Raw genomic sequence first — 25,318 nt, forward strand, 5'->3', positions numbered from 1 at the left:
GGGTGGGCTTAAGCGTACACACGGTGACCAGCGTCATGCAATTAATCAAATATACCGGAGGGGCAGTAATTGCCTTCCCATCCAACTATCTTAGCGCCTGGATCCAGATCTCTCACCGATACGCTATCCCCGCCAAATTCTGAGCCAGTGACGACGATATCGTAATCATGATTTGGCTGAGGAATGAATCTGGTGGAGACAGATCGTTCTGTATTTTGGTAGTAGCCCGGCTGAGTCCAGTAATGAATTATACTTATCAGTTGCCCCGGCTTGATCGTAAATTCATTTATGAAAGCCCCTTTATTGTTACTTGATTCTGGCATTCCGATTTTTTTATTTCCTGACACAGGAATACCGAGAATAGCCAGACCAGCTGTAACCCGGCGCTCTAAAACTTTTTTATAACAGCCACTCGGTTGTTTTTCGTAAAATTGCAGGGCTGTATTGCCCTCAGATGCAGCACGAACCCTGGCTGCATCTGCACCTTTATAGTCTTCCAGAGAAGGCCTAAACCCAGCCGAACATCCACTTAACAACGTTACTATTATTCCCGTAATGACCAGTTTTCCATACATGCGCATCTCCTTACGTTTCTGTCGCTCCTGTTTTTATCGGCCTGTGGGCGTGAAATCTTTAACAGATATTAAGCCAGCCATCCGGGGATAATCTGTCCCTGAGATACCTGCCTGACACCTGAACAATGTCCGCTCCCGGCCCCAAACGGCCCTACCCCCTGCGCACTCCGCTATCAACAACACGCTGCCATCACAGCTAAAGCAAAGCACAAGGTGATTATTGCGATTTAACCTGTTAGTTTAAAACGATGAAAACTTGCTCAACTCTGTCTTCCGCAATCATTATTATCACCTTGCACGTTCAGGTGGGATAACGTTTGCCATTTTCCCGCCGGTAAGGCGGGCCTTACCGGTAATCAACCAGTGAGGTCAGCCATGAACACCACCGATGTCGCATCACCTGAAAAAGCCACGCTTCACCTGTTATGTGGAAAAATTGCGTCGGGTAAATCTACGTTATCCGCAAAATTAGGCGCTGCACCGCACACTCTCATTATCAGTGAGGATCGCTGGCTTGCAGCGCTCTATGCCGATGAAATGCACACGGTCGCGGATTACGTGCAGTATTCCTCTAAGCTCAGAAATGCCATGAAACCGCATCTGGTGTCATTACTTAACGCGGGGATGTCGGTAGTCCTGGATTTTCCGGCTAATACACCCGCCAGTCGTGAATGGATGATGAGTATCATTAAAGCATCAGGTGCTGCTAACCACCTGCATTTCCTTAACGTCCCTGATGAGGTGTGTAAGAGCCGATTACGTGCCCGTAACGCAGCCGGCACCCACGATTATGCCGCTTCAGATGAACAGTTTGAAATCATAAGCCGTTATTTCTCAGCGCCAGCGGCTGATGAAGGTTTCAATATTATTGAATACCGCTCTTAAGCCGCCGGGTTGCGGCTTATGACGTGCTAATTCCATGACGCAGCCGGATTCTGCGCCATTAAACGGCGCCCGATAACGGCGCCGTTTGCTCATCAAGGCTGGTTACCCCTCTCCCCTGCCGATTTGCCAGATGCCGGTTGGCGGCGTGCCGTTGACTTTCCAGTCACCGATGTCGCGCGCTTTGTAGATCACCGGGTTATGCGACGAGACGGTGCGCGCATTGCGCCAGTGACGATCCAGCGCTTTGCTGACGCGCGTATCCGACGCGCCAAGCGCATTAAACAGTTCGGTGGCGGCACGCGGCACCAGCTCGCTGGCGATCACCTGCGCCTGTCCGGCCTCGGCTTCCGCCAGGTTGTTGATGGCGGCGATAGCCGCTTCATCGGCACTGACGTGTGCTTCATATGCTGATTGCAGTGAATGGGTAGCGCGAATCACCGTGGCTTCGACAGCAAATGCCAGACTGGTGATCTCGCCCACCACCTGCAGCACCTGCGCATCCTGCCGCGAGGCAGCTCCGTTGCCGTGACTGTAAACGCGGTTGCGTGCGGCAACGGCTGCCGCCCCGTCCCGCGCCACCGCGCGCGCAATGCCCGCCAGCGTCGCCAGCAACACGTGCTGGTAATACGCAGTCTGATAACGGAAGCGCGTGGCAAAATCATACACGTGCTGCGTCTCCACATGCGCGTGCTCGAAGCGCGTCGTGCCGCTGCCGGTCAGGCGCTGGCCAAATCCGTCCCAGTCATCTTCGCGCGTGACGCCCGGCTGATGCGTATTCACCAGCGCGATCACGTCACCCTGATTGTCATCGCGGCGCGCGTAAACATCTATCCAGTCGGCGAACAGCGTACCGGTGCTGTAAAACTTCTCGCCATTCAGCGTCCAGCCATTGGCGGCAGGCGTGACGCGGGTGACCACGTCGCCCAGCCTGACGTTGCCGATCTCCGTCCAGCCGCTGCCCACCAGCTCGCCATCAACAAAACGCCGAAACCACGCATCGCGCTCCACATTGTCCGGCTGGTTGAGCCGGTCCTCGACAAAAGCAAAGTGCGCGCGCAGCGCCTGCGGCAGGTTGGAATCTGCTTCCGCCAGCTCAATCAACAGCTGAAACAGCTGCGGCAGCGAGGCGCCCCAGCCACCTTTTTGCTGTGGAATACGCACCGTGCCAAAGCCGGCCTCCTTCAGCCACTGCAGTGGTTCATAAGGCAAGGTACGCGTACGCTCGCGTTCCGCTGCGCCCGCCGCGATGCGGGCAAACAGCGGTCGGAAGTGCGCCGCCAGCGTGTCATAGTCAGTACCGGTAGAGAGAATGCTCATGTTTTACTCCTGAGGGGAAAGGTCGTCGATGTCGTGGCGGGTGGGTTCGTGACGCACCGCCAGCAGGAAAAAGATCGGAATGATGGCGGCCAGCGATACCACCCAGAACATGTTGGTGCCGAGCGCCGCCTGCAGAATCGGCAGAATGAACAGCGCCAGCGCACTGCCGATGCCCGACAGCGCACGGCTAAAGCCGACGCCAGTCGCGCGAATCGAGGTGGGATACGAGAGCGCCGGATAGACCATCAGCTGCGCGCCCGGGCCAAAGCCTTCAGCGAACAGCCACAGCCCGAGCATCAGCACCGCGAACACGATACCCACTAGCGCCTGCGGGTGGCCAATCAGTGCCAGCGCCACCAGAGCCAAAAACTGCAGCGCAAAACCAGCGATCGCCACGTGGCGTGACGGATATTTCCACGCCAGGCGCATCCCCAGCAGCCCGCCGGTAAAGGCAAACAGCGCGTTCAGCCCCAGCGAAGCTGAGATGGTCTCGAACACACCGGCACCAAGAAACTGCGCCAGTATCGACGGCAGGAAGAAGGCGATGGCGGTGTACTCAAACGAAATACAGATATTCATTACGCCGGCAACGATGGTGCGTTCACGCCACGGCTTCTGAAACAGTACGCGAAAACTCACCTTCGGTGCCGCCGCCGCGGGTGGCGTTTCTGGTTCTGCTTCGTGTGCATGAATACCGTACGAATCACGCAGGATACGCACCGCCGAGGTCAGATCGCCCTGATTCGCGGCCCACAACGGTGATTCATTCATAAACTTGCTGCGTACCGCGATGATCAACAGCGCAGGTACCGCGCCAAACAGCAGCGAGGCGCGCCACAGCCAGTCGAGATGATCTTTAGGCAGCAGAAAATAGAGGCCAAAAATCAGCAGGAAACACACAGTGGAAGCCGCATACCACATCGGGCACCAGGCCGCGAGCCGTGCGGCTTTGTTGCCTTTGCCGGCAAATTTAGAGAATTCCGCCAGATAAGACATCGCCACCGGCAGATCGATGCCCACGCCAATGCCCATCAGGAAACGCGCGCCAATCAGCACCCAGACGTTGGGTGCTAAGCCCGCCGCAATCGCCGATACGACAAAAAACAGCATGTCGGCCATGAACACCGAATAGCGGCCGTACTTATCCGTCAGCCAGCCACCAATCAGGTTGCCGACGATGGTGCCGACCATGATGGATGAGGTGACCAGCCCGGTGGTGAACGGCGATAGCTGGAACTCGCGCACCACGTCATCGATGCCGTACGACAGTGTGGTCAGGTCGTAGGCGTCGAGGAACACGCCACCCAACGCGAGAAACACAATCATGCGCGCATAGTTGTTTTTACTACTGCGGGTGTTGATCAGCCTTGCCACATCACTGACCGAACGTACCGGTTGCGAAGCCGGCAAGGTGTTTTCTAAAGGAAGAGTACTCATAACGCCTCACGTCTGTTTTTGTTGTGCAGGTGAGGTGGTTATAAGCGCTTTATGCAGGGAACCAAAGCAACAATATTTGCTATTAATTACAATATAATCAATAAGATAATAAAGACACCAACACTAAAACCCGGACGCGCAATGCGGGTCCGGGTAGCGTATTCGGCAGTAAAGTTATTCAGCAGAAACCGGCACCAGTACGCCTTTGACCAGCGGGTCATCGGTGGTTTTTAGCCACTGCTGTACGCGCGGATCGGCAAAAGCCTGTCTGAGTTTGACGATGTTCTCCTGCTCAAGGTAAGGCGTACCGATCACCAGCTGCGAGGCAAAGGTGCGCGGCGCGGGCGGGAACAGAATGCCTTTGTCACGCGGGACTTTACCGGCGTCAAACTGCGACACATAACCAATCGCCGCATCGACCGAATTAAGCGCCCGCGGCATGGTCAGCAGATCCAGCTCTTTGAACACGAAACCGTGCGGATTACCGACAATGTTTTTCAGTTTGGCGGTGCGCGGTTCTACCGTTGGATCGAGGGTGATCAATCCCTGACGCGCCAGCAGCCAGAGCGCCTGGCCCTGATTCGCCCCATCGTCGGGCACCACAATGGTTGCGCCCTGCGGCAGATCCGCCACAGAGTGGTAGCGATCGGAGTAAATACCAAAGGCCCACTGGAACAGAGGCAGGCTGGAAGTGAGCTGGAAGCCGTTAGCATCGACCACCTGCTTCAGCCACCACTGATGCTGATAGACCGTCGCAGCATACTGCCCTTCTGCTACCGCACGGTCCGCCTGCACCGGATCCTGCACACCGACCGCCTCCAGCTTCAGGCCGTAGTCCGGCGCGATATGCTCACCCACATAGTCGATCAGCTTCTGTTCCCCGGCCATTGCCGGCTCATAATGCACTTTCAGCGTGGTACCAAATACCACCGCCTGCGGCTGCTGGCTGCGCCAGAACCAGCCAGCGGCGGCCAGCAAAATGACCACTATAATCAGCAGCAGCCACGGCCAGCGGCGTGTTTTACGTAACTCAAATTCTTGTGTTGTCATAACGATGTCCCCTGAGGATGGCGCAAGGCCGCAACCAGCCGGTCGCCGAAAAATTGAATGGTCTGAATCAGTGCAATTAACACTATGATGGTGGCGATCATGATGTGGTTATCGAACCGCTGATAGCCATACACCACCGCCAGGTAGCCAATGCCGCCAGCGCCAATGGTGCCGGCGATGGCCGAGTACTCAATCATGGAGATCAGGTTGAGCGTGATAGCTGCGACAATCGCCGGCAGCGCTTCACTCAGCTGGGCGGAGCGGATGATCTGCCAGCGCGAACCGCCGCACACCAGCCCCACGGCAGTAACTTCACCAGGCAGCTCACGTAATGCGTTGTCGACCAGGCGGCCAAAGAAAGGAATCCCGGCGGCGATCATCGGTACCACCGCCGCCGGAATGCCGATGGTAGTGCCAGTGAGCCAGAAGGTAAACGGAATGATGGCCGCCATCAGCACCAGAAACGGTAACGAGCGCCCCATATTGACGATCCAGCTCAGCACCCGATGCACACCGCGCTGCGGAAACAGTCCGCGCGGCGAGGTGTTAAACAGCACCACGCCGACCACGCCACCGAGGCTCACCACAAACAGCATTACGATGCCGACCATCAGCGCGGTTTCACCCAGCGCCGGCAGCATTAGTGCCGGAATTTCAGGCCAGGGTGTGTCCTGGCTTATCACGGATACGCTCATACCGCCTCCCGTAACGGCGGCACGCTGACAGCAACGCTGGCCGCCAGGCCATACTGCTCAAGCTGCGTCAGCAACCGTGCCAGCGGCACCTGCTCCTGCTGAAAATGAATGCCCACCTGCAACCGTCCGGCCTGGATGCCATTGACCCGCTCGACATGCGCACCCAGCAGATCCACCTTTAAAGCGAACTGCTGGCTGATGCGCGAAATCCAGTCGCTGGCCACCGCGACATCGGTACGGTAGCTAAGCTGCAGCACCAGTCCGGCATCACTGACTTGTGCCGTCAGCGGCAGCAGCCGCTGGCCGAGCGCGCTGTCCGGCTGTGCCAGCAGCGCACTGACGGTGCCATACTGCACTATCTCTCCATCGCGAATCTCGGCAACCGCATCCGCCGCCTGACGTACGGCATCCATTTCATGGGTGATTAGCACGATTGCCAGCCGGTAGTCGTCACGCAGTTTTTTCAGCAGCTCAAGGATGGTGTCCGTCGCTTCCGGATCGAGACCGGAGGTGGCTTCGTCGGCCAGCAGTACAGAGGGACGCAGCGCCAGCGCGCGGGCAATACCGATGCGCTGCCGCTGCCCACCGGAGAGCTGGGCGGGAAAGGCGCTGGCTTTGTGGCTCAGCCCGACACTCTCCAGCAGCTCGCCGACGCGGGCGCGGATATCGCGCTCGACCACGCCAAGATAGCGCAGCGGCAGCGCGATATTTTCCCAGGCACTTTTACGCTGCAGCAGCGCGGAAGACTGAAATACCGTGCCGATGGCGCGACGCGCGCGGCGCAGCGCTTCGCCATCCAGCCGGGATAAATCGCTGCCGTTAACCCGGATGCTGCCGCCGCTCGGCTGCTCCAGCAGGCTGATGCATTTCGCCAGCGTAGATTTTCCGGCACCGCTCGGTCCGACCACCGCGGTGATGCTGGCCTCCGGCACCTGCAGCGTAATGTTTTTCAGCACGTCGGTGACGCGACCGTCCGGCGCACGGTAGTGTTTACTCAGGCGCTCGATTTCGATCATATGACCTCCTGCTGCTGCGCGCTGCGTACGCGATAGCCAGCACCCGGATGCGGCGCACTGAGCTGCGGCCCGGCGGCAAACAGCTTTTCGCGTAGCGTGCCCGCGGCGTAATCCTGTTTGTAAACGCCGCGTTTTTGCAGCTCCGGAATCAGTAGCTCGACCACATCCTCAAAGGTTTCATGGGTCAGCGCATACGCCAGGTTGAAACCATCCACGTCGGTCTCCTCTACCCAGCTCTGCAGCTCATCCGCCACCGTTGCCGCACTGCCCACCAGCAGCGGGCCAAAACCGCCGATGCCCACCCAGTCAGCCAGCGCTTTCACCGTCCATTGACGATCGGGATCTGCAGTAGAGAAAGTTTCAACCGCTGACTGAATGGCGTTGGTATGCAGGTATTTCAGCACCTGGTCCGGCTGATATTGTCCAAAGTCGATGCCGGTCCAGCCGGAGACCAGCGCCAGCGCGCCTTCGTAGCTGACCCAGTTTTTATACTCCTGCCACTTCGCCTGCGCCGCCCGATCGGTTTCACCGACAATCACCGTCTGCAGGTTGAAGATCAAAATACTGCGCGGATCGCGACCGGCTTCGGCTGCACGACGCCGGATGTCGGCCACGGTTTTCTTTAACAGCACTTTGGACGGCGCGGCGACAAACACACATTCTGCGTGCTCAGCCGCAAACTGTTTGCCGCGGCTCGATGCACCGGCCTGATACAGCACCGGCGTGCGCTGCGGCGAGGGTTCACACAGATGGATGCCCGGTACGTTAAAGAAGGTACCCTGATGGTTAATCGGATGGATTTTGCTGGGATCGCTGAAAATGCGACGCTGACGATCGCGCAGCACTGCATCCTGCTCCCAGCTGCCTTCCAGCAGTTTATAGACCACCTGCAGGTACTCATCGGCATAGTCATACCGGCTGTCATGATCGGTTTGCGCTTTATGACCAATGTTGCGCGCGCCGCTCTCCAGATAGGAGGTAACGATGTTCCAGCCAATGCGGCCTTTGGTCAGATGGTCCAGCGTCGACAAACGGCGCGCGAACGGATAAGGATGCTCAAACGACAGCGAGGCGGTTAAGCCGAAACCGAGGTGCTCTGTGACCAGCGCCATCGGCGTAATCAACGCCAGCGGATCGTTCACCGGCACCTGAGTGGCCTGGCGTATCGCCGCGTCACCGTTGCCGTTCAGCACATCGTAAATGCCGAGCACATCGGCAATGAACAGGCCGTCAAACTTGCCGCGCTCCAGCAGGCGCGCCAAATCAACCCAGTATTCCAGATCTTTATACTGCCAGGAGCGGTCACGGGGATGGGCCCAGAGTCCGGGTGACTGGTGACCGACACAGTTCATATCAAAGGCATTCAGGCGTATTTCGCGTTGCGATGGCATAGCAATCTCCATAGCGAGGCCGTGATCGTGCAGCGACCCGGCGTTCGTCAGTTAATTATCAGGATGTTGAGTGTTCAGGAGGCGGAAGGGGGACATCGCTCAGCGTGAGCGACAGGCAATACCTTAAGAATTTCATCCGCTACGGCGGCCGCGTGATCGGCCACCTGCGGCAACCCCATCAGCTCGCCAAAGCGGGCGCGCGCCGCCGGGCCCACGACAAACAGGCGTGCGTTGGGCTTGCCGTGCCGGTTGAGGGTGCGCGAGTGGTGATCCACATCAATACCGAAGCCGAGCGCATCGGCGCGGATCAGGCCCTGCTCGCTGAGCGATTGCAGCAGCGGCTGGCTGGTCGTCAGCGCTTCATGTCCCGGTCCGGTCGTGACAATCAGTTTATCCAGCACATGGTTTTGCCGGGTGCCATCGCGCTGACGCAGGGTGATTTCCAGCTGCTGCGGGTGAGCGTAAATCGCCACGAGGCGAGCGGCCAATACCTGCAGACTACCTTGCTGCTGTCGCCGGGCGATGACGGCGGCGACCTGTGGGGCAATGCGATAGCGATGCACATCCCACCATGAACGCAGATGACGCGCAAAGCGCTGCTGTTCATGTAGCGGAAGTGACTGCCAGATGGCTTGCCCCTGCACACGCACCTCATCAAGCACACGCTGCCACGGCAGCTGCTGCGCGGCAGCGCGAGCGACTTCATCACGAATATGCCGCAGCCAGCGACGCGCGCTGGGCTGAGATTGCGCGCCCAGTGTCCACTCCGGCCATTCGCCGCTGAGATTGGCGCGTGACAGTTGTCCGCGCCGTGAGAACGCCAGCAGCGGCCCCTGATGGTCACGCGTCGCCAGCGAAGCTACCACATCAGCCATGCTCAGGCCGGTGCCGACAATCGCCACCGATGCATCAGGCTCAACGCTATCCAGCACGCCTGGCTGCCACGGGTTGGCAATCAGCGCCGGATGGTCGGCAAACGGCTGTAGCATGCGTGGCAGCGACGGCGGTGGATGGCTGATCGCCAGCGCGAGGATGTCGCCAGTCAGGGTTTCACCGTTACTCAACAGCAGTTGTTGCCCTTCCCACGCCAGCGCACGCGCCTGAACGTGACGCAGAGTGACATGCGGATGCGCCTCAGCGGCGGCGGCAAACTGCTGCGCCAGATAGCGGCCAAAGAGCGCGCGCTGCGGATACACCGCGCCATCGGCACAGTGTGCTGCTGAATCCAGTGAACATTCCGGCTGCTGACGATACCAGCGATCAAAGGCGCCCTGCTCTTCTCCGCTGAGCTGCATACGCGCAGCCGGCACGTTGATACGGTGTGCCGATTCCGGCGTGGAATAGGCAACACCGGCGCCGAGGCTGGCGCGCGGTTCGACCACTGTAATCAGTAGCGGCACGAGCGACGTGCGGGCGAGGTGGATCGCCAGCGCTGTGCCGCTGAAGCCCCCGCCGACAATAATGATGTGCGCTGTTGCCATCGCCTTCTCCTGCATCAGCTGGCGCTCGTCTGTTTCGCCGATGGGCGCTTATCGCCGCCGATGGTTTCACCAAACGGGCCAGTGTTAATGGTACGGGCGCGCTGCTGCTGACCGTGAGCCAGCGGTAACAGCGGCAGCAGCAATTCAGCCACGCGATGCGCCTCTTCCAGATGCGGATAGCCCGAAAGAATGAAGTTAGTCACGCCGAGCGCCTGGTATTCCCGAATGCGTTCAGCGACCTGCTGCGGGCTTCCCACCAGCGCGGTGCCGGCACCGCCGCGCACCAGTCCGACGCCTGCCCACAGATTCGGCGCAATGTAGAGGTTATCACGCGAACCGTTGTGCAGCGCACTCATGCGCGCCTGACCGGCGGAATCCATGCGGGCAAAAATCTTCTGCGCCTGAGCGATGGTGTCGTCATCCAGATGGGCAATCAGTTTATCCGCCGCCGCTCGGGCTTCTTCTTCGGTTTCACGCACAATCACATGCAGGCGGATACCGTATTCGAGTTTCCGGCCGCGTGACTCAGCGCGCTCACGTACGACCGCCAGTTTTTCTGCTACCTGCGCCGGTGGCTCGCCCCAGGTGAGATAGGTGTCAATCTGCTGCGCCGCCACGTCGATCGCTGCCTCCGATGAGCCACCAAAGTAGAGCGGTGGGCCGTTTTCCTGCACCGGTGGAAACAGCACCTCAGCGCCTTCAACCTGAATATGCTCGCCCTGATAATCTACTTTTTCGCCGCGCATCAGCCGGCTATACACATCCAGAAACTCGCGAGTCACTTCATAACGTTCACTGTGGTTGAGGAAGATGCCGTCGCCTTTGTTCTCTACCGGATCGCCGCCGGTGACCACGTTAATCAGCAGACGGCCTTCCGACAGACGATCCAGCGTGGTGGCCATGCGCGCTGCCAGCGTGGGTGGCTGTAACCCCGGACGGACGGCGACCAGATAGCGCAGCCGGCGCGTCATGGGTGCCAGCGCGGAAGCCACCAGCCAGGAATCCTCACAGCTTTTCCCTGTCGGAATGAGGACGCCGTAGAAGCCCAGATTGTCGGCGGCCAGCGCGACCTGCTGTAAATAGGCTAAATCAACCGGGCGTCCGCCTTCTGTGGTACCCAGGTAACGGCCATCGCCGTGCGTCGGCAGGAACCAGAAGACATTTATGCTCTCGTGCGCAGAATCGGCCATTATGCTTATCCTATATAACTTTATGAGAAAACGTTCATTCTTAACTTTCTATTTGGTTATATAGGCGTAAGCGAAAAGCATGCCAGCTTTTAACGAAACAGAGATTTTGCATTTTCAGTCAGTTAGGTCATCAGAGCCCGTCATGTCTGTTGCAATTGCAACGCAACGCCAACAGCATTTGCTGCATATGCAACTGCTTATGCTTTTTTCCTGCTGTTCATTGCCACTTACCGGGTTTAGCGTGATGGCAGACCTTTACAGGAGCCACCCTCATGCTGACACCTTACAATCAACCGGATTCACCTCGCCTGGTCGACCCGGCATCGCTGGCTTTCCAGTCGCTGCTGGATAAATTCGCACCCACCGACGCCACGGTGCTGATTGTGGGCGAAACCGGCACCGGCAAAGAAGTGGTCGCCCGGTATCTGCATCATCACAGTCCACGCCGGCATGCCCCGTTTATGGCCGTCAACTGCGGCGCCCTGACGGAAAGTCTGGCAGAAGCTGAATTATTTGGACATGAGAAAGGTGCCTTCACCGGCGCGACTCAGGCGCACCCTGGCTGGTTTGAAGCGGCGCAGGGCGGCACGCTGCTGCTGGATGAGATAGGTGAACTGAGCCTGCCGCTGCAGGTTAAACTGCTGCGCGTCCTTCAGGAGCGTGAAATTACGCGCGTCGGTTCACGCAAGGCCATTAAAATAGACGTGCGCGTTATCGCCGCAACCCATGTCGATCTGGCCCAGGCGATTCGCGAACGGCGTTTTCGTGAAGATCTGTTTTATCGCCTGAATATCGCCGTTGTTCCCCTGCCACCGCTGCGCCAGCGTCGCGAGGACATCCCGCTGCTGGCACAGCATTTCCTCTCCCTGTACGCACGCCGCCTTGGCCGTCCGGCGCGTCGCCTGTCGCCTGACGCGCTGGAAGCCCTGCGCGACTACAGCTGGCCCGGCAATATTCGTGAGCTGGAGAATACGCTGCACAATGCGGTGCTGCTCAGTCGCGATGAGACATTAACGCCGACGCAGCTGCGGCTGGCAGGTTACAGTGAACGTGGATACAGCGAAACAGACAATTCGACGCTGGATAGCTTCCTGCGCCAGCAGATTACACGCGAACCGCAACAGCTGTTTGATCGGGTGATTCAGAGTCTGATCAGTAACGCACTGGAAATAGCGGACAACAATCAGACGCAGGCCGCCACGCTGCTGGGCATTAGCCGGCACACGCTACGCACGCATCTGGCACAGATGGGCGTTATAAAAGGGCGCCGCAAGTCCGCCGTCATGGCCTTCGCGCACGTCAGCGGGGCCGCGCGCCCTGAACGCGAGTTGCGCATTGGCTTTCAGAAATTTGGCAATCTCGGCGTGTTGAAAGCGCGCCAGACGCTGGAACAGTGCTTCAACCAGCAGGGTATCAGCGTGGTGTGGAGTGAATTCCCTGCCGGTCCGCAACTGTTGTATGCGTTGCAGAATAATGAGATTGATTTTGGCACCACCGGTGAAGTGCCACCTATCTTCGCTCAGGCCAGCGGTAACGCCGTGACTTATATCGCCTGGGAGCCACCGGCACCGGGCAGTGTCGGTATTGTGGTGCCACGCGACAGTAATATTCACAGCCTGGCAGATTTGCGGGGTAAGCGTATCTCGGTAAATAAAGGGTCGAATGTTCACTGGCTGTTGTTGCAGCTGCTGGAGGAAGGCGGCATCGGTCTGGATGAAATTAAAGTGGTGTACACGCCGCCGAAATATCCGCTCACAGCCAGCGATTATCTGGCCGTCGATGCCTGGATGATGTGGGATCCGCTGCTGAGTGCCGCAGAAAGTAACGCCGATTTGCGCGTGCTGGAGAAGGGCGAAGGCCGGGTGCGCAACCACCAGTTTTATCTGGCGCGCCATGATTATGTGCAGCAGCATGACGATATCGTGCAGCAGCTGGTAACGAGCCTGCAGCAAACCGGGACCTTTATCGATAATCATCGCCATGAAGCTGCCACTATGCTGGCGCAGGAACTGGGGCTGGAGTTCGCAGCCGTGGAACGTGCCTTATCCCGTCGCAGCCACCAGACGCGGGCCATGGTTTTCCACGTCATCAAAGAACAGCAAACTATCGCTGACCGCTTTTATGCACTCGGTTTGATTCATAAACCGGTGCGCGTGCGTGATGCAGTGTGGCAGTCGCCCAGCCAGACGGCGCTTATGGCATAGCGGCTACAGTAAAAGTTATCCACGTTTTCTGTGGATAACACATTGAATATCGTCTGGCTAAATCCTCGTTTTTCTCACGGCAGCATGAGGGTTTACTGTGAAATTCGGGCGATTTCAGCCTGAAATCCTGCAGATAAAAACTATTTTTTCAAACAGTTAGAGGTGAAATCGCCATGGCGAACGTCGCCTGATTCTGGCAGATTCCGTTAAGGATTCTCCCTGCTGTTTTCATTGTCGATTTCGCATCCAGCAGCGTTGGCCATTATCAAAGCCTCAATCGGCGATGGCGCGGGTTCATCGTATTACATCGCTGAGCTGGCGATTTCAGCCTGAAATTCCAGCTAAGGTTGATTTGATTTCATGCACTTAGCGCTGAAATTACGCTGGCGAAGGATGAAATTACGGGGGAGATATCAGGTGGGTGAGGTAACAATCTGTAGCGGCACGGTTCAGGTTGTACGGGATTGTGCTGCTACAGATTGCTGGTCATCGGAGGTAAAGCGCTACTACTGATTGAGATACTTATTCAGCGTCTCGGTGATAACGCGATCCAGCTCTTCCTGTAATTCTCTGGACTGGCGGTTAAACTCGTAGCTAAACATGCGTCCGCGCGTTTTCTTGCGGGCGTAACGGTCTTTATCCGCGAAGGTCCACAGCGGTGTCGCCACCACTTTATCTTTAGCCGGCGCCTGCACCAGTGTCTGGCTGCCGTTACGGACCAGCCGCAGGATGCCATTCTTGACTTCATCTTCCGCCAGGCCTTCACGCGCACAGACGCTGTCCACATCCATACCGATAGTTTCAATCAGAGCATCGACCGTCTGACCGGTTTCCTGCAGTTTTTCGTAAGCCTGCAGCAGCGTTTTGTAGTCAGGATAGGTCAACTCTGAATGGTTCGGGAACAGGGTGACCAGTTCCAGCGGCACACTGGCAGCCTGCAGCGCGCGGGTCACTTTTGCCTGAGACAGCCCTTCACTCTGCGCAATCTCTTTTTGCGACAGGCCGCTGTCTTTCAGTGACAGCAAACGCATGCCGACTTCACGCAGATTATGCTCACGCGCGGTCTGGATATCCTGCGCCAGACGACGGGCTTCTTCGGCAGAGATAGCGACGTCGGTGACCAGCACATCCAGCCCGGTTTTACAGTGCAGCGCGGCCGCCCGACGACGCGAACCATCGAGGATTTCAATCCGATCGCCACGCTTTACGCCAATGGCCGGGAAGAACTGCTGCAGTTTAATGGTACGGATGATATCGCGCAGTGACTCTGGCGTGAGACCGGACTGGTCACGGCCGTTGGTTTCCATCACCACGTACGTACGTTCTTCTATCTCTTTAGCCGTGATGTGTTCCAGGGTGAACAGGGCGCGTTTACCGGTGGAAAGGATAAACGTCTGGGAGTGTCCATCCTCGCTGGGTTCATTTTGTAACGGGCTCTGGCTGAAGGTGCGGCCAATAGTGATTCTTTTTGCGCTCATAATAACCTCAGTTCAGGCGGATAAATTCAATACGATCAAAGACGGCTTTGGCAAAGTCTTCTGCCGCCGAACGCGCGTTTTTCAGGGCTTCGCTGCTGCCGACATAGGTAGATGGGTTAGCGGAGATAACCGTATCGAACGATTCACCGCAGCGTTCAAAGCCATCCAGCCGCGGCAGCGCCGCATCCAGCATATCGCCACCAAATATCTCTTTCGCCAGGCTGTGACACATCTTGTGGTCCGCTTTATTCGACAGCTTGGACATAAAGCCAATGTTGCCCTGCAACCGGCAGGTGGCTCCCGACTCTTCGATGATGTCGATAAGCTCGGGCAGGCGCGTCAGATACTTTAGCGTGGAGTGGAAATCAACCTGTGCCGGCGGCACCGGCGTCATCAGCAAATCGGAAGCGGCAATGGCGTTTTTCAGGAAGGCATCCAGATGGGGGCCGCTGTCAATAAAGATGAAGTCGTAATCTTTTTTCAGCTTAGCCACTACGTTTTCATACAGCACCGCATGCACGTTTTGCTGCGGCAGATGCTCCGCACACAACTCTTCCCAGCGGGAAGCAATGAAAGCGTCATCGATTGAGGCGGGCAGTACGTCAACGCCAGGAATAATCGACGGCACAATAAATTCGCTTTTCAGCTCGTCACGGCTGACGTTTTGCAGCATCGCCTGAGCCGCGGTGGCTTCAACCAAACCGACCGAACGTTCATGATTCAGGAACATGGTGGCCGATGACTGAGGATCGAGATCGATAACCAGGATGCGTAAATCTTCGAACAGCAGGTGCGGATGCGCGCGCAGCGCGTGCGCCAGCGATACCGTGGAAACGGTTTTAGACACGCCGCCTTTCAGGTTACCGACAAACAGCGTAAACGCTTCAGGATGGCGATCGCGGTATTTCGGGACGCCGCGATGATGGTAGATGTCGATAATATTTTGGATCGACATCGCATACTTAGTGGAACTGCCGGCCGCGCGCTTATCAAACGGATAGCCGTTTTCTTCCATCTCGTTAACCGCGTAATCGACACTAGCGCGCGTCAGCCTGGGCAACTTGGCTAACGCCGCTTTGGCATAAACCTGGTAAAAAGTATTCTCGTGTAACTCCTCTTTTTGCGCCTGAATCTGCTCCGTCAGGCTCATCAGCATTCTTTCTGAGCGTTGAGCGACTTTCAGAACCTGCTTCTCATCGTTAGCCATACTTGCTCCACACATGTAGGATTTATGACTTTATACCGAAATCCTGCACATGAGGCAAATCTATCTCATCTGTTCATCATCGGCTCGCGTTGTAAAAAGACCTTTTGCAAGAGGGGTTTAAACCAGACGTTCACTGCAGTCAGTAGCGCGCGTTGATTGTTTACCCATCAATTGATGAAAATGTGCTCGGTGTAAGGGCGGCACTCTGCCACTATTCACTGTAATCAGTAACCGACATGTGCGGCAGAAGCGGGCGATTAAGGTGAAATACTGCGCGCCGTTACCTGACAGAGCAGTCCGCACGTTCACTGTAATCAGCGGGTGGCGAAAAGGAATGAACTGCGTTCACTGTACTTGGCAGAACATTCACTGCAATCAGTAACCCTGCCGTAAGATTCACTGTAATCAGTAATCCTTAGCGCAGGGACAGCGCTACCGGCGCCAGGGTGAGCCAGTGCGCAAAAGTAAATGTTCACTGTAGTCAGTGATTCTGCGATCATCCGCTCACCAAATGAGCAGGATTCACTGTAGTCAGCACAAGCCCACTACATTCTTCCCTCTGTGACTGCCTGCATAGCACGGTGTGAGGGGGGCCTGCCGGCCAGTGAGAAGGGGAGAAGCTGCACACGATGAGCATTACGCGGTTTGCGATTGTGGTCTGGCGAGCATCGCCTGCAGGATGATTGGGTAGCGTCGCGGCGAGCGCCGTGCAGTGTCATGTTCAAGGCCGCCTTACTGGCGGCAATCTGCCAGCGCATCGATTGATGCAGGTATAAGATTCACTGTAATCAGTAAACTGCGGCGTCGATGCCAGCGGCATTCACTGTAGTCAGTAAACTATGAACGCCTTTTCGTCAATGTTCACTGTAATCAGTAATGTGACCGTTATCAGATATTCATAACCTAATCGCTGCGGCGCATTCACTGTAGTCAGTAAAAGGAAAAGCGTGTTTAAAGCTGAATTGCTGACCTGCCTGACTGAGCATTCACTGTAATCAGTAAACCCGATCATCTTTATCGCGCCAGGTCGAGGGAGGGTCGTGCGGCACAGGGAAGGGCACTCAGCTAACAACATTCACTGTAATCAGCAGCCGGGTTCGCGCGCGCTGCGCTTTGAAGCAGCAGTACCTGACGCACACGTTCACTGTAATCAGAGCATGCCCGCTACGCCTCAGGCCGATAACGTTCACTGTAGTCAGTAGCTGGCTTTCCTTCCCTTGCAGGCCAGTGCCTGCGGTGAGGGTAGGGGAGTGTTGAGAACGTTCACTGCAATCAGTAAAAGTCAGACGACCCAGAGGGCCGTTTCGTCATGAAATGACGTTCACTATAATCGGTAATCCCTCCCACGATTCACTGTAATCAGTGATAGTGACCAACCCTGTCACTTTTACTGGTTACTTTTACAGCACAATTACTGAATACAGTGAATGTATTGCAGTATATCGATTATTAACTTTAATTTTCAGTCAGATACGATAAAGCGTTCACTGTAATCAGTGAGCTCGTAGGCTTACGTGTTCACTGTGGTCAGCAGAATCGCCCGGCAGACCAGACATTCACTGTAATCAGTCAGACGGTCTCTGAAAGCGTAAACGAGATGTCTGTCAACCCACCTGGTAAGTACCCACTATCAATAAAAGCGCTGTTATGTATGAAAAGGAAGGTTTGAGGGTTTTTACGGAACAGGCGATACCGGCAGCGACCACTGATTACAGTGAATGCTACCAATTACAGTGAACAGATCAGGTTGTGCTGATTACAGTGAATGAGAGGAAAGCGGCAGTGTCACTTTTAGGCTTAATGACACTGCGGAAAGAGGGTGAACTGATTACAGTGAATGGGTGAAGTCAGTCTTCGAAATCGAGGTCTTCCAGCGAATCGATACTTTCCAGATTGCTGATACCATCGAGTTTGGGTGTCCGGCTGTGGATGATGAAAAATACCGAACGGCCCCGTTTCACTTCGGAGTAATCCAGATAGCCAATCTCTTTCAGTTGCTCCATGGCGCGCCGCACCACATGGTTTTGCGTGGTGGTTTTTGAGCCGAGATTAAGACGCATGCGTAAGCGCGCCAGGGAGATAGGCGCCGGATTAGTGGGCAGGCTTTCCAGGTAGGTATACAGCGCCTGCGCCGACTCCTTACGCTTGAGGCGCGAGATAGCACGCAGCTGCAGCAGCACCTTGTGGTCGAAATTATACAGCTCAAACAGCTTAGGATCGGCCTGAATACGCACCAGATCTTTCTCACGATCGTAGTAAGCCGACTGCACCAGGTGCGTGTGGTAGGCTTTACCATTCCCCTCAAACGACAGGGTATTGGTTGCGATACGTCGCAGCGAGGCGTCAAGACGCTTACGCAGCGCCGCGGACGAGTTGGCCGAGGGAATACCGCACATCTTGACGAAATCAATAAACGGCAGCGTGACGGTGTCGCCCTTCGACGGATAACGCGAGAAAGACTGAATGATGCCGGCCCAGGTTTTGAAATCATTATCCATATCCAGCCGTGCGCCGGTGATGGTAATCTTTTCATAGCCTTCCGCTTTCACCAGCGACAGGTTTTTGAGCTCTTTGGTGGCATCGGTTGAAGCCATTGCGCCGGATTTTCCGCGCGCCGTTGACTTCAGGGTAGGAACAAACAGACCCAGGCGCATCAGTGCGACCGGTTGTACGGTGTTATTTTTATTGGGATGAAGCTGAATAACTTCACCACTGTTTTTCGTCACCGACAGAAAAGGTTCAAGTAACGCCTTGTTTTCACTCTCTTTATCTGCCATAGCCTGAGATCTTCATTCTGTGGATGAAAAGGATCGGTATCTGATTACAGTGAACATTAACACTGTTTATAGTGAACATTCTACTGTCTATAGTGAATAAAGTACTGACTATAGTGGATACTTTACTGATTATAGTGAACACGATCACCTTCTCAGCCCTTGTCGGGTGCGGCCTGCCGCGATCGGGGATCTCTTAGGATCTCTTTTAGATCTCTTTATGATCTTTCTTTAAGATCTAATCACTGTATAAGTGGATAACCCGTTGAGGCGACTGATGCTGATAAGCGTAACCTGCAGAATATTCGCTTACGTCTTTAAATCACCCTGTGAGGGTGGAAAATGAAAATCTTCAGGCCTGCGCTGCCTCTCAATTCATTTCAGGTGAACAACTTGCTCTCATCTATTCATTTTTCATCACCTGATGGCTGGCGTAAGGTAGATCTCACTCTGATCAACCCGATTATCTGACGAAGGCATCTTATGACTGATCACGTTATTTCACGTAATCCAACCAGCGGCGAAATCATTGCCACTTATCCCCTGCAGAATGCAGCAGAGCTGGAAACGGCTTTACAGCAAAGCGCCAGCGCCTTTGCGCAGTGGCGTAACACGGAGATGACACAGCGCGTGAAGGTACTGCGTCAGCTGGGTGAGCAGCTGCGCCAGCGTCAGGAGCAACTGGCTACGCTCGCTACGCTGGAAATGGGTAAACCCATTGCGCAGGCGCGTGCCGAAGTCCTGAAATGCGCCAGCCTGTGTGACTGGTATGCTGAACACGGACCGGCAATGCTGGCCGATCAGCCCACGCTGGTGGAAAACCAGCAGGCCTGGCAATCGTTTCGTCCACTCGGTGTGATCCTGGCGGTGATGCCGTGGAATTTTCCTTACTGGCAGGTCCTGCGCGGCGCGGTCAGCATGCTGCTGGCGGGCAACACCTACCTGCTGAAACACGCTCCGAGCGTCATGGGCTGCGCCCGGCTGATGCAGGAACTGTTTGCTGCGACCGATTTGCCGCGCGGCGCATTCAATGTAATCAACGTTGATAACGACGGTGTCTCTGCTGCCATTAAAGATCCGCGCGTCGCGGCTATCGCCGTGACCGGAAGCGTGCGCGCGGGTGGGGCTATCGCCGCTCAGGCCGGTGCGGTACTGAAAAAAACCGTGCTGGAGTTAGGCGGTGCCGATCCTTTTATCGTTCTGGCGGATGCCGATCTGGATGCGGCAGTGGCCTCAGCGGTCACAGGGCGCTACCAGAACAGCGGGCAGGTGTGTATGGCAGCCAAACGCTTCATCATTGAAGAGAGCATCGCAGAGGCGTTTGAGGCGCGTTTCAGCGCAGCCGTGCAGGCACTGAAAGTGGGCGATCCGCTGCAGGAAGAGACTTATATCGGTCCGATGGCACGCTACGATCTGCGTGATGAACTGGATCATCAGGTGCAGGAAACCCTGCAGCAGGGTGCACGTCTGGTGCTGGGCGGCCACAAGATCGAGGGAGTCGGCAACTATTATGCGCCAACCATTCTTGCCGACGTCACGCCCGCGATGACCGCTTTTCGTCAGGAGATCTTCGGGCCAGTGGCGGCGATCACCGTTGCGCGCGATGCGCAACATGCACTGCAGCTGGCGAATGACAGCGAGTTTGGCCTGAGCGCTACCGTGTGGAGCGGCAATCAAGCGCTGGCGCAGGAACTGGCAGAGCAGCTGGAAACCGGCGCGGTGTTTATCAACGGCAACGGCGCCTCAGATCCGCGCGTCGCAATTGGTGGCGTGAAAAAGAGTGGTTATGGCCGCGAACTCTCCAGCTTCGGCGTCCACGAGTTCTGTAATATTCAGACGGTGTGGAAAAACCGTCGCTAACCCGGCCGGGGCGCGCCATACTGTGCGCCCCAACTTTCGGAAGCAATCCTTGTATGCAGACGCCAGGCATTCTTATCCTTGCTGCCGGTCTCGGCAGCCGCTTTCGTCAGGCCGGCGGGACCGGGCATAAACTGCTGGCGCCGTATCCTGACGATAATGGCGTGCCTCAGCCGCTGCTGAAGCTGACGCTGCAGCAGGCGCAGCGCAGCGGTTTGCCGCTTCTCCTCATTATCCGGCCGGAAGATGGTGCCATTCAACAGCTGGCACAGCAGTGCGGCGTCGCGACCTGCACTATTGCCAGCGCCGGCAGCGGTGAAAGCATTGCCGCTGGCGTGCGGGCCACTGCCCACTGGCATGGCTGGCTGATCGTACCGGGTGATATGGCGTGGGTGAGGGCGGAGGATCATCAATGTGTGGCGCAGACGCTGCGCAACGGTGCGCCGCAGGTACGGCTCAGCTGGCAAAATCAGCCGGGCCACCCGGTGGGATTTGCCGCGCACTATGGCGCGGCGCTCGCTCAACTGCAGGGCGACAGCGGTGCCCGCGCGCTGCTTGACCCGGCTATTCTCATCACTCTGCCGGCCCATCAGGGCACGATCCGCGACGCGGATCTGCCGCGATCCGATGCAAGCCGCTGACCGGCAGCACGCCTGACTGGGTCAGTGGCTGCCGGGATTAGCGCGCACCTGCGCCACTTTTTCGCTCAGATTCTGCCACGCCGGTTGGTCAGGTGCGTAGCGCTGGCGCAGCCAGGCGGCAATATCCGCAACCTGCTTATCCGACAAGCTGGCGGCAAAGCCGGGCATATAACCGAGCGCAGCGGTTGCCGGTTTGTCGATACCGTGCAGCACCACCTGTAACAGATTATCCGGCGTCGCGCTGGTTATGCTGCTGCTGTTAGCCATCGATGGGCTGACGCCAAACAACTGCGGTCCGCCCTCGCTGGCGCTGTGGCAGGCCTGACAGGCGCCTTTAAACAGCCGTTCCCCCGCGGCAGTGTTCCATGCCGGTTTTGCCGCCGGCACAGCGACAGGGCGCGCTGCCTGACCATTAATGTCTGCCAGATAGCTGGCCATGGCGCGCACGTCGGCTTCCGGCAGGGTGGCGAGATGGCTTACCACCGGTGCCATTGGTCCGGCGGCAACGCCGTGCTGCGCATCGTAACCACTGCGCAGGTAGTTATACAGCGACTGCGCCGTCCAGGGCTGCGGGGCTTTATTCAGCTGATTGAGCGCGGGCGCTTCCCAGCCGTCGACCCAGCCACCGGCGAGGAAATTGTCCCCGCGTTTTTCCGCGCCCAGCAGATTACGCGGCGAGTGGCAGGCACCGCAGTGTCCGGCTCCGTTCACCAGATAGGCACCGCGATTCCATTCGGCGCTTTTACGGGGGTCAGGTTGGTATTCGCCGCGTCCGAGGTAGAGCGCGTTCCAGCCCGCCATCAGGAAACGCAGGTTATAGGGAAAGCGCATCTGGTTCTCTGGCGGTGCCTGCTGTACCGCCGGCTGCGACATCAGCCAGGCGTACAGCGCCTGCATATCGCCTTCGCTCAGCTGGCGAAAGCTGGTGTAGGGAAACGCCGGATAGAGGTGATGGCCGTCGCGGCTGATGCCCTCGCGCATGGCGCGATCGAAGGCGTTAAATGACCAGCTACCGATGCCGGTCTGTTTATCCGGCGTGATGTTGGTGGTGTAGAGCGTGCCAAACGGCGTCTCCATCTTCAGGCCGCCGGCATTGGTCGCGCCCCCTTCCGTGGTATGGCATACCGCGCAGTCACCGGCGGCGGCCACCTGACGACCGCGTTCCAGCATCTCTGCCGACCAGCTTCCGGCGGCCGGGGGTGTCACGGGCGCAATCGGTGCGCGCCACGGCAGCGCGTTAATCGCCACGCCAGCGGCGAGGCCGAGCAATCCTGTTACGCCACCCAGCGCCCATTTTCGGCTGCGGCTGCGGCGGCGGGCGGTTTGGGCCGGTGCGGCCAGCTGTGGCTCCGGCTGCGGATCGGGGCCGTTCAGCGCCTGACGCAGTTTGTCAGCGGTAATGGGCCATTCGCGAAAACGGATACCGGTGGCATCAAACACCGCGTTAGCGATGGCCGCGGCGCTGGGCACCGACGCGGATTCCCCCGCGCCCAGCGGCGGTTCGTGCGGGCGCGGCACCATCATCACGTCGATATCCGGCACTTCCGGAAACGTCAGGATCGGGTAGCTGCCCCATTCCTGGCTGGCGATCAGGTTGCTTTCAATCGTCACCTGTTCTTTGAGCACCCGGCTGGTGGACTGAATGACATTGCCGTGAATTTGATGCTTTACCCCTTCCGGGTTGATCATCATGCCGGCATCATGGCCCACGGTGATGCGCGTAACGGCGATCTCGCCGCTCTGCTTATCAATCGCGACATCCGCGACCCAGGCAGCCCAGGCGGCACCGAAGCCGGGAAATTTGCTGTGAATATAGCGTGCGTAGGCAAAACCGCGCCCGCGCAAAATGCCGGGTTCGCTGGCGGTCTGCTGAATGGCGGTGCGCGGCGTCCAGTCTGCGCGCGCAGCGGTGGAGCGCATTAGCTCGGCGGCGCGATCGTCCTGAATGTAGCGCAGCCGGTACTCCACCGGATCGACGCCTGCCGCGTGGGCCAGCTCATCCATATAGGATTCATGGGCAAAGGTGTTGGGCAGGGCTGAAACGCCGCGCATCCACGAGGCGCGTACAATCGGCGCCATGTCCTCAATGGTGACGCGCAGATGGGGAAAATCGTAAGGTGGAATGGAGGTGCGATCGCCCATTTCATACGCCAGCGTCACCGGATCGACGCGGCCGGTCAGCAGCAGCGCAAGGGTGGGTGCGCCGTTGGACGGATAAGATGTAGTGAAATCATACACCTGTGGATTGCCCTGCGCGTCCAGCCCGCCGTCCACCTCCATCAGCTGTGCAGTGCCTTTCGGTTCCCAGACGTGCTCCTGGGCGCGCGTCAGCTGTACCCGCACCGGCTGGCCCACCGCGCGTGACAGCAGCGCCGCATCGGCGGCCACGTCATCGGCGCAGTTGCGACCGTAGCAACCGGCGGCTTCCATGCGGTTCACTTCAATGGTCTCTTCCGGCCTCTCCAGCAGCCATGCCAGATCGGCGCGCAGCAGGTGCGGGTTCTGCGTGCCGCTCCACACCTGCAGCGAATCAGGCTGATAGTCGGCCACCGCGCAGGAAGGGCCAATCGACGCATGCAGCTGATAGGGCCAGACATAGCTGCGGGTAAAACGCTGCGCGACATTCGCCAGCGCGGCATCCACTTCACCGCTGTCATGGACCACGCGCGAGGTGCGGGGATTATCACGAATAGCCTGTTCGATATCGCGCAGGTCCGGCAGGCTGTGTTCCCACGGCTTCCAGCGCACCTGTAATGCGTCCATCGCGGCGATGGCCTGCTCCTCGCGCTCGGCCACCACGCCGACAAAATCCGCGATCTGCACCACTTTCACGATGCCTTCGAGATGCGCGATCGAACTTTCGTCAATGCTGAGCAATGAGGTGCCGACAAAGCTGCCGGTGTCATAGCCCGCATACGGTGGACGAATGACCCGGCCGTGCAGCATACCGGGCACGCGCAGGTCATGCACCCACGTCAGTTCGCCGGTGGCTTTGGCGGGAATATCCACCCGCGCTGAGCTGGTACCAACTAAGCGATATTCACTGGCGGGCTTGAGTGTTACCTGATGATCAATCGGCACGATGCTGCGCTGCTGCTGCACCAGTTCGGCAAATGACAATTGCACCCCGCTGGGGTGCTGCAGGAAACCGCCGTCCAGCGTGATGCTCTCCACCGGCAGCTGCCAGCGCGCGGCGGCCTGTTTTAACAGCCACTGGCGCGCCGTTGCAGCCGCTTTACGCAGTGGTACGGCAGAAATTTGCAAGGTGGCGCTGGCGATGGTGGCACCCTGGTTGGGCACGCGCAGCGTATCGCCCAGCACCATTTGCACCTGATCCATGCGCAAATTGAGTTCTTCGGCGACGATTTGCGTCAGCGCGGTTTTCACCCCGGTGCCGAGATCGACATGGCCATTGAAGGCCCAGACGCGGCCGGAACCGTCAATAGCCAGAAACAGTGCCCGCTCTTTGGCTTTCAGCGTCGGCGTCTGGCCTTTGGGTACCAGCCCTGGCGGCGGCTGAATCTCATCGACAATCAAAAGGACGTCGCTGGCTGCCAGCAACTGCTGCTGCGTGGGGACGTTAGCCGCACTCATGATGCCGCCTCCGCCTGCTGCAGGCATAAGGTAATGGCGCGCTTCACCGCGCACAGGATCTCCTGATGGGTGCCACAGCGGCACAGGTTACCGCTTAGCGCCGCACGTATCTGCCGGTCATCAGGGCAGGGCTGAGCGCGCAGCAGCGCGGCAGTGGTCATGATCATGCCGTTAAGGCAGTAACCGCATTGTGCGGCCTGCGCCTCAATAAACGCCTGCTGCACCGGGTGCAGTGCGTCGCGGTTGCCCAGGCCTTCCAGCGTGGTGATAGCGCGCTGACGCACGCCATACGCCGGGATCACGCAGGCGCGCGCGGCAACACCATCGATCAGCACGGTGCAGGCGCCGCATTCGCCCAGGCCGCAGCCATATTTGGGTCCGTTAAGCTGGAGTTGATTACGCAGCACCAGCAGCAGCGAGGTATCGCGATAGCTGCTGATGGGGTGAGTCGCACCGTTCACCTCAAGGGCGTAATGGCACGTGGATGCAGGTGAAACCGGTGTGGCAGTCTGATGTGCCAGCATTT

Annotated in this window: 18 protein-coding genes; 4 read left to right on the top strand and 14 right to left on the bottom strand. The window is 57.7% G+C overall.

Translation table 11 applies throughout. The features are described from left to right. Window positions 1-41: 41 nt before the first annotated feature. The gene (locus F3J36_RS07405; RefSeq protein ID WP_166719344.1) at window positions 42-575 is read right to left on the bottom strand and encodes a hypothetical protein; all 534 of its coding nucleotides are present in this window, start codon (window positions 573-575) and stop codon (window positions 42-44) included. 375 nt (window positions 576-950) lie between these two features. Here F3J36_RS07405 and F3J36_RS07410 point away from each other — a divergent pair, with 375 nt between their 5' ends. Further along, window positions 951-1,460, top strand: coding sequence for an ATP-binding protein (locus tag F3J36_RS07410; protein ID WP_166719345.1), 510 nt, complete (start codon window positions 951-953; stop codon window positions 1,458-1,460). A 102-nt stretch (window positions 1,461-1,562) separates the two neighbouring features. On the opposite strand, the gene F3J36_RS07415 is transcribed toward F3J36_RS07410, so the two are convergent. The 8 genes from F3J36_RS07415 to ssuD form a co-directional block, all read right to left on the bottom strand. After that, window positions 1,563-2,777, bottom strand: a complete 1,215-nt coding sequence (locus tag F3J36_RS07415; RefSeq protein ID WP_166719346.1) for an acyl-CoA dehydrogenase family protein — start codon at window positions 2,775-2,777, stop codon at window positions 1,563-1,565. A 3-nt stretch (window positions 2,778-2,780) separates the two neighbouring features. After that, window positions 2,781-4,214 (bottom strand): MFS transporter, encoded by a 1,434-nt coding sequence (locus tag F3J36_RS07420; RefSeq protein WP_152390888.1) that lies wholly within the window; start codon window positions 4,212-4,214, stop codon window positions 2,781-2,783. Between the two features lie 174 nt (window positions 4,215-4,388). Next, entirely contained in the window at window positions 4,389-5,264 is an 876-nt protein-coding gene (locus tag F3J36_RS07425) for a MetQ/NlpA family ABC transporter substrate-binding protein (RefSeq protein ID WP_058780977.1), read from the bottom strand. Further along, window positions 5,261-5,959 (bottom strand): methionine ABC transporter permease, encoded by a 699-nt coding sequence (locus F3J36_RS07430; RefSeq protein WP_058780978.1) that lies wholly within the window; start codon window positions 5,957-5,959, stop codon window positions 5,261-5,263. The genes F3J36_RS07425 and F3J36_RS07430 overlap by 4 nt, the downstream gene beginning before the upstream one ends. After that, a complete protein-coding gene (locus F3J36_RS07435; protein WP_166719347.1) occupies window positions 5,956-6,975 on the bottom strand; it encodes a methionine ABC transporter ATP-binding protein in 1,020 nt (339 codons plus the stop codon). The genes F3J36_RS07430 and F3J36_RS07435 overlap by 4 nt, the downstream gene beginning before the upstream one ends. Next, complete coding sequence (locus tag F3J36_RS07440) at window positions 6,972-8,366, bottom strand: LLM class flavin-dependent oxidoreductase (RefSeq protein ID WP_058780980.1); 1,395 nt, start codon at window positions 8,364-8,366, stop codon at window positions 6,972-6,974. Before F3J36_RS07440 ends, F3J36_RS07435 begins: the two co-directional genes overlap by 4 nt. Window positions 8,367-8,440: 74 nt before the next feature. After that, a complete protein-coding gene (locus F3J36_RS07445) occupies window positions 8,441-9,847 on the bottom strand; it encodes an FAD/NAD(P)-binding protein (RefSeq protein WP_166719348.1) in 1,407 nt (468 codons plus the stop codon). A gap of 14 nt (window positions 9,848-9,861) precedes the next feature. Further along, a complete protein-coding gene (gene ssuD / locus F3J36_RS07450; RefSeq protein ID WP_058758931.1) occupies window positions 9,862-11,037 on the bottom strand; it encodes an FMNH2-dependent alkanesulfonate monooxygenase in 1,176 nt (391 codons plus the stop codon). Between the two features lie 272 nt (window positions 11,038-11,309). Here ssuD and F3J36_RS07455 point away from each other — a divergent pair, with 272 nt between their 5' ends. Then, the gene (locus F3J36_RS07455; RefSeq protein ID WP_166719349.1) at window positions 11,310-13,241 is read left to right on the top strand and encodes an aliphatic sulfonate ABC transporter substrate-binding protein; all 1,932 of its coding nucleotides are present in this window, start codon (window positions 11,310-11,312) and stop codon (window positions 13,239-13,241) included. A 506-nt stretch (window positions 13,242-13,747) separates the two neighbouring features. Here the strand turns inward: F3J36_RS07455 and F3J36_RS07460 are convergent. From F3J36_RS07460 to F3J36_RS07470, 3 genes are all read right to left on the bottom strand, one after another. After that, on the bottom strand, window positions 13,748-14,719 hold the full coding sequence (locus F3J36_RS07460; protein ID WP_058780984.1) for a ParB family protein: 972 nt from the start codon (window positions 14,717-14,719) through the stop codon (window positions 13,748-13,750). Window positions 14,720-14,726: 7 nt separating this feature from the next. Next, window positions 14,727-15,926: an AAA family ATPase gene (locus tag F3J36_RS07465; protein ID WP_125311079.1), complete on the bottom strand. Its 1,200-nt coding sequence runs from the start codon at window positions 15,924-15,926 to the stop codon at window positions 14,727-14,729. Between the two features lie 1,847 nt (window positions 15,927-17,773). Continuing rightward, window positions 17,774-18,703 (bottom strand): RepB family plasmid replication initiator protein, encoded by a 930-nt coding sequence (locus tag F3J36_RS07470; protein WP_021508802.1) that lies wholly within the window; start codon window positions 18,701-18,703, stop codon window positions 17,774-17,776. 480 nt (window positions 18,704-19,183) lie between these two features. Here F3J36_RS07470 and F3J36_RS07475 point away from each other — a divergent pair, with 480 nt between their 5' ends. After that, entirely contained in the window at window positions 19,184-20,560 is a 1,377-nt protein-coding gene (locus tag F3J36_RS07475) for an aldehyde dehydrogenase family protein (RefSeq protein WP_166719350.1), read from the top strand. Between the two features lie 53 nt (window positions 20,561-20,613). After that, window positions 20,614-21,198 carry an NTP transferase domain-containing protein gene (locus F3J36_RS07480; RefSeq protein WP_166719351.1) on the top strand — a complete coding sequence of 195 codons (585 nt, stop codon included), beginning with the start codon at window positions 20,614-20,616 and terminating at the stop codon, window positions 21,196-21,198. A 21-nt stretch (window positions 21,199-21,219) separates the two neighbouring features. Here F3J36_RS07480 and F3J36_RS07485 read toward each other — a convergent pair whose 3' ends face one another. Continuing rightward, entirely contained in the window at window positions 21,220-24,792 is a 3,573-nt protein-coding gene (locus tag F3J36_RS07485; RefSeq protein WP_166719352.1) for a molybdopterin cofactor-binding domain-containing protein, read from the bottom strand. After that, window positions 24,789-25,316 (bottom strand): (2Fe-2S)-binding protein, encoded by a 528-nt coding sequence (locus F3J36_RS07490; protein WP_370586261.1) that lies wholly within the window; start codon window positions 25,314-25,316, stop codon window positions 24,789-24,791. The genes F3J36_RS07485 and F3J36_RS07490 overlap by 4 nt, the downstream gene beginning before the upstream one ends. Window positions 25,317-25,318 lie beyond the last annotated feature (2 nt).

Source organism: Pantoea sp. Cy-640 (assembly GCF_011752635.1).
GTDB lineage: Bacteria > Pseudomonadota > Gammaproteobacteria > Enterobacterales > Enterobacteriaceae > Pantoea > Pantoea dispersa.

What these genes read in the sequence shown, in the direction of transcription:
- F3J36_RS07405 (WP_166719344.1), bottom strand. Translation starts at nt 575, where the DNA reads ATGTATGGAAAACTGGTCATTACGGGAATAATAGTAACGTTGTTAAGT.
- F3J36_RS07410 (WP_166719345.1), top strand. Translation starts at nt 951, where the DNA reads ATGAACACCACCGATGTCGCATCACCTGAAAAAGCCACGCTTCACCTG.
- F3J36_RS07415 (WP_166719346.1), bottom strand. Translation starts at nt 2,777, where the DNA reads ATGAGCATTCTCTCTACCGGTACTGACTATGACACGCTGGCGGCGCAC.
- F3J36_RS07420 (WP_152390888.1), bottom strand. Translation starts at nt 4,214, where the DNA reads ATGAGTACTCTTCCTTTAGAAAACACCTTGCCGGCTTCGCAACCGGTA.
- F3J36_RS07425 (WP_058780977.1), bottom strand. Translation starts at nt 5,264, where the DNA reads ATGACAACACAAGAATTTGAGTTACGTAAAACACGCCGCTGGCCGTGG.
- F3J36_RS07430 (WP_058780978.1), bottom strand. Translation starts at nt 5,959, where the DNA reads ATGAGCGTATCCGTGATAAGCCAGGACACACCCTGGCCTGAAATTCCG.
- F3J36_RS07435 (WP_166719347.1), bottom strand. Translation starts at nt 6,975, where the DNA reads ATGATCGAAATCGAGCGCCTGAGTAAACACTACCGTGCGCCGGACGGT.
- F3J36_RS07440 (WP_058780980.1), bottom strand. Translation starts at nt 8,366, where the DNA reads ATGCCATCGCAACGCGAAATACGCCTGAATGCCTTTGATATGAACTGT.
- F3J36_RS07445 (WP_166719348.1), bottom strand. Translation starts at nt 9,847, where the DNA reads ATGGCAACAGCGCACATCATTATTGTCGGCGGGGGCTTCAGCGGCACA.
- ssuD (WP_058758931.1), bottom strand. Translation starts at nt 11,037, where the DNA reads ATGGCCGATTCTGCGCACGAGAGCATAAATGTCTTCTGGTTCCTGCCG.
- F3J36_RS07455 (WP_166719349.1), top strand. Translation starts at nt 11,310, where the DNA reads ATGCTGACACCTTACAATCAACCGGATTCACCTCGCCTGGTCGACCCG.
- F3J36_RS07460 (WP_058780984.1), bottom strand. Translation starts at nt 14,719, where the DNA reads ATGAGCGCAAAAAGAATCACTATTGGCCGCACCTTCAGCCAGAGCCCG.
- F3J36_RS07465 (WP_125311079.1), bottom strand. Translation starts at nt 15,926, where the DNA reads ATGGCTAACGATGAGAAGCAGGTTCTGAAAGTCGCTCAACGCTCAGAA.
- F3J36_RS07470 (WP_021508802.1), bottom strand. Translation starts at nt 18,703, where the DNA reads ATGGCAGATAAAGAGAGTGAAAACAAGGCGTTACTTGAACCTTTTCTG.
- F3J36_RS07475 (WP_166719350.1), top strand. Translation starts at nt 19,184, where the DNA reads ATGACTGATCACGTTATTTCACGTAATCCAACCAGCGGCGAAATCATT.
- F3J36_RS07480 (WP_166719351.1), top strand. Translation starts at nt 20,614, where the DNA reads ATGCAGACGCCAGGCATTCTTATCCTTGCTGCCGGTCTCGGCAGCCGC.
- F3J36_RS07485 (WP_166719352.1), bottom strand. Translation starts at nt 24,792, where the DNA reads ATGAGTGCGGCTAACGTCCCCACGCAGCAGCAGTTGCTGGCAGCCAGC.
- F3J36_RS07490 (WP_370586261.1), bottom strand. Translation starts at nt 25,316, where the DNA reads ATGCTGGCACATCAGACTGCCACACCGGTTTCACCTGCATCCACGTGC.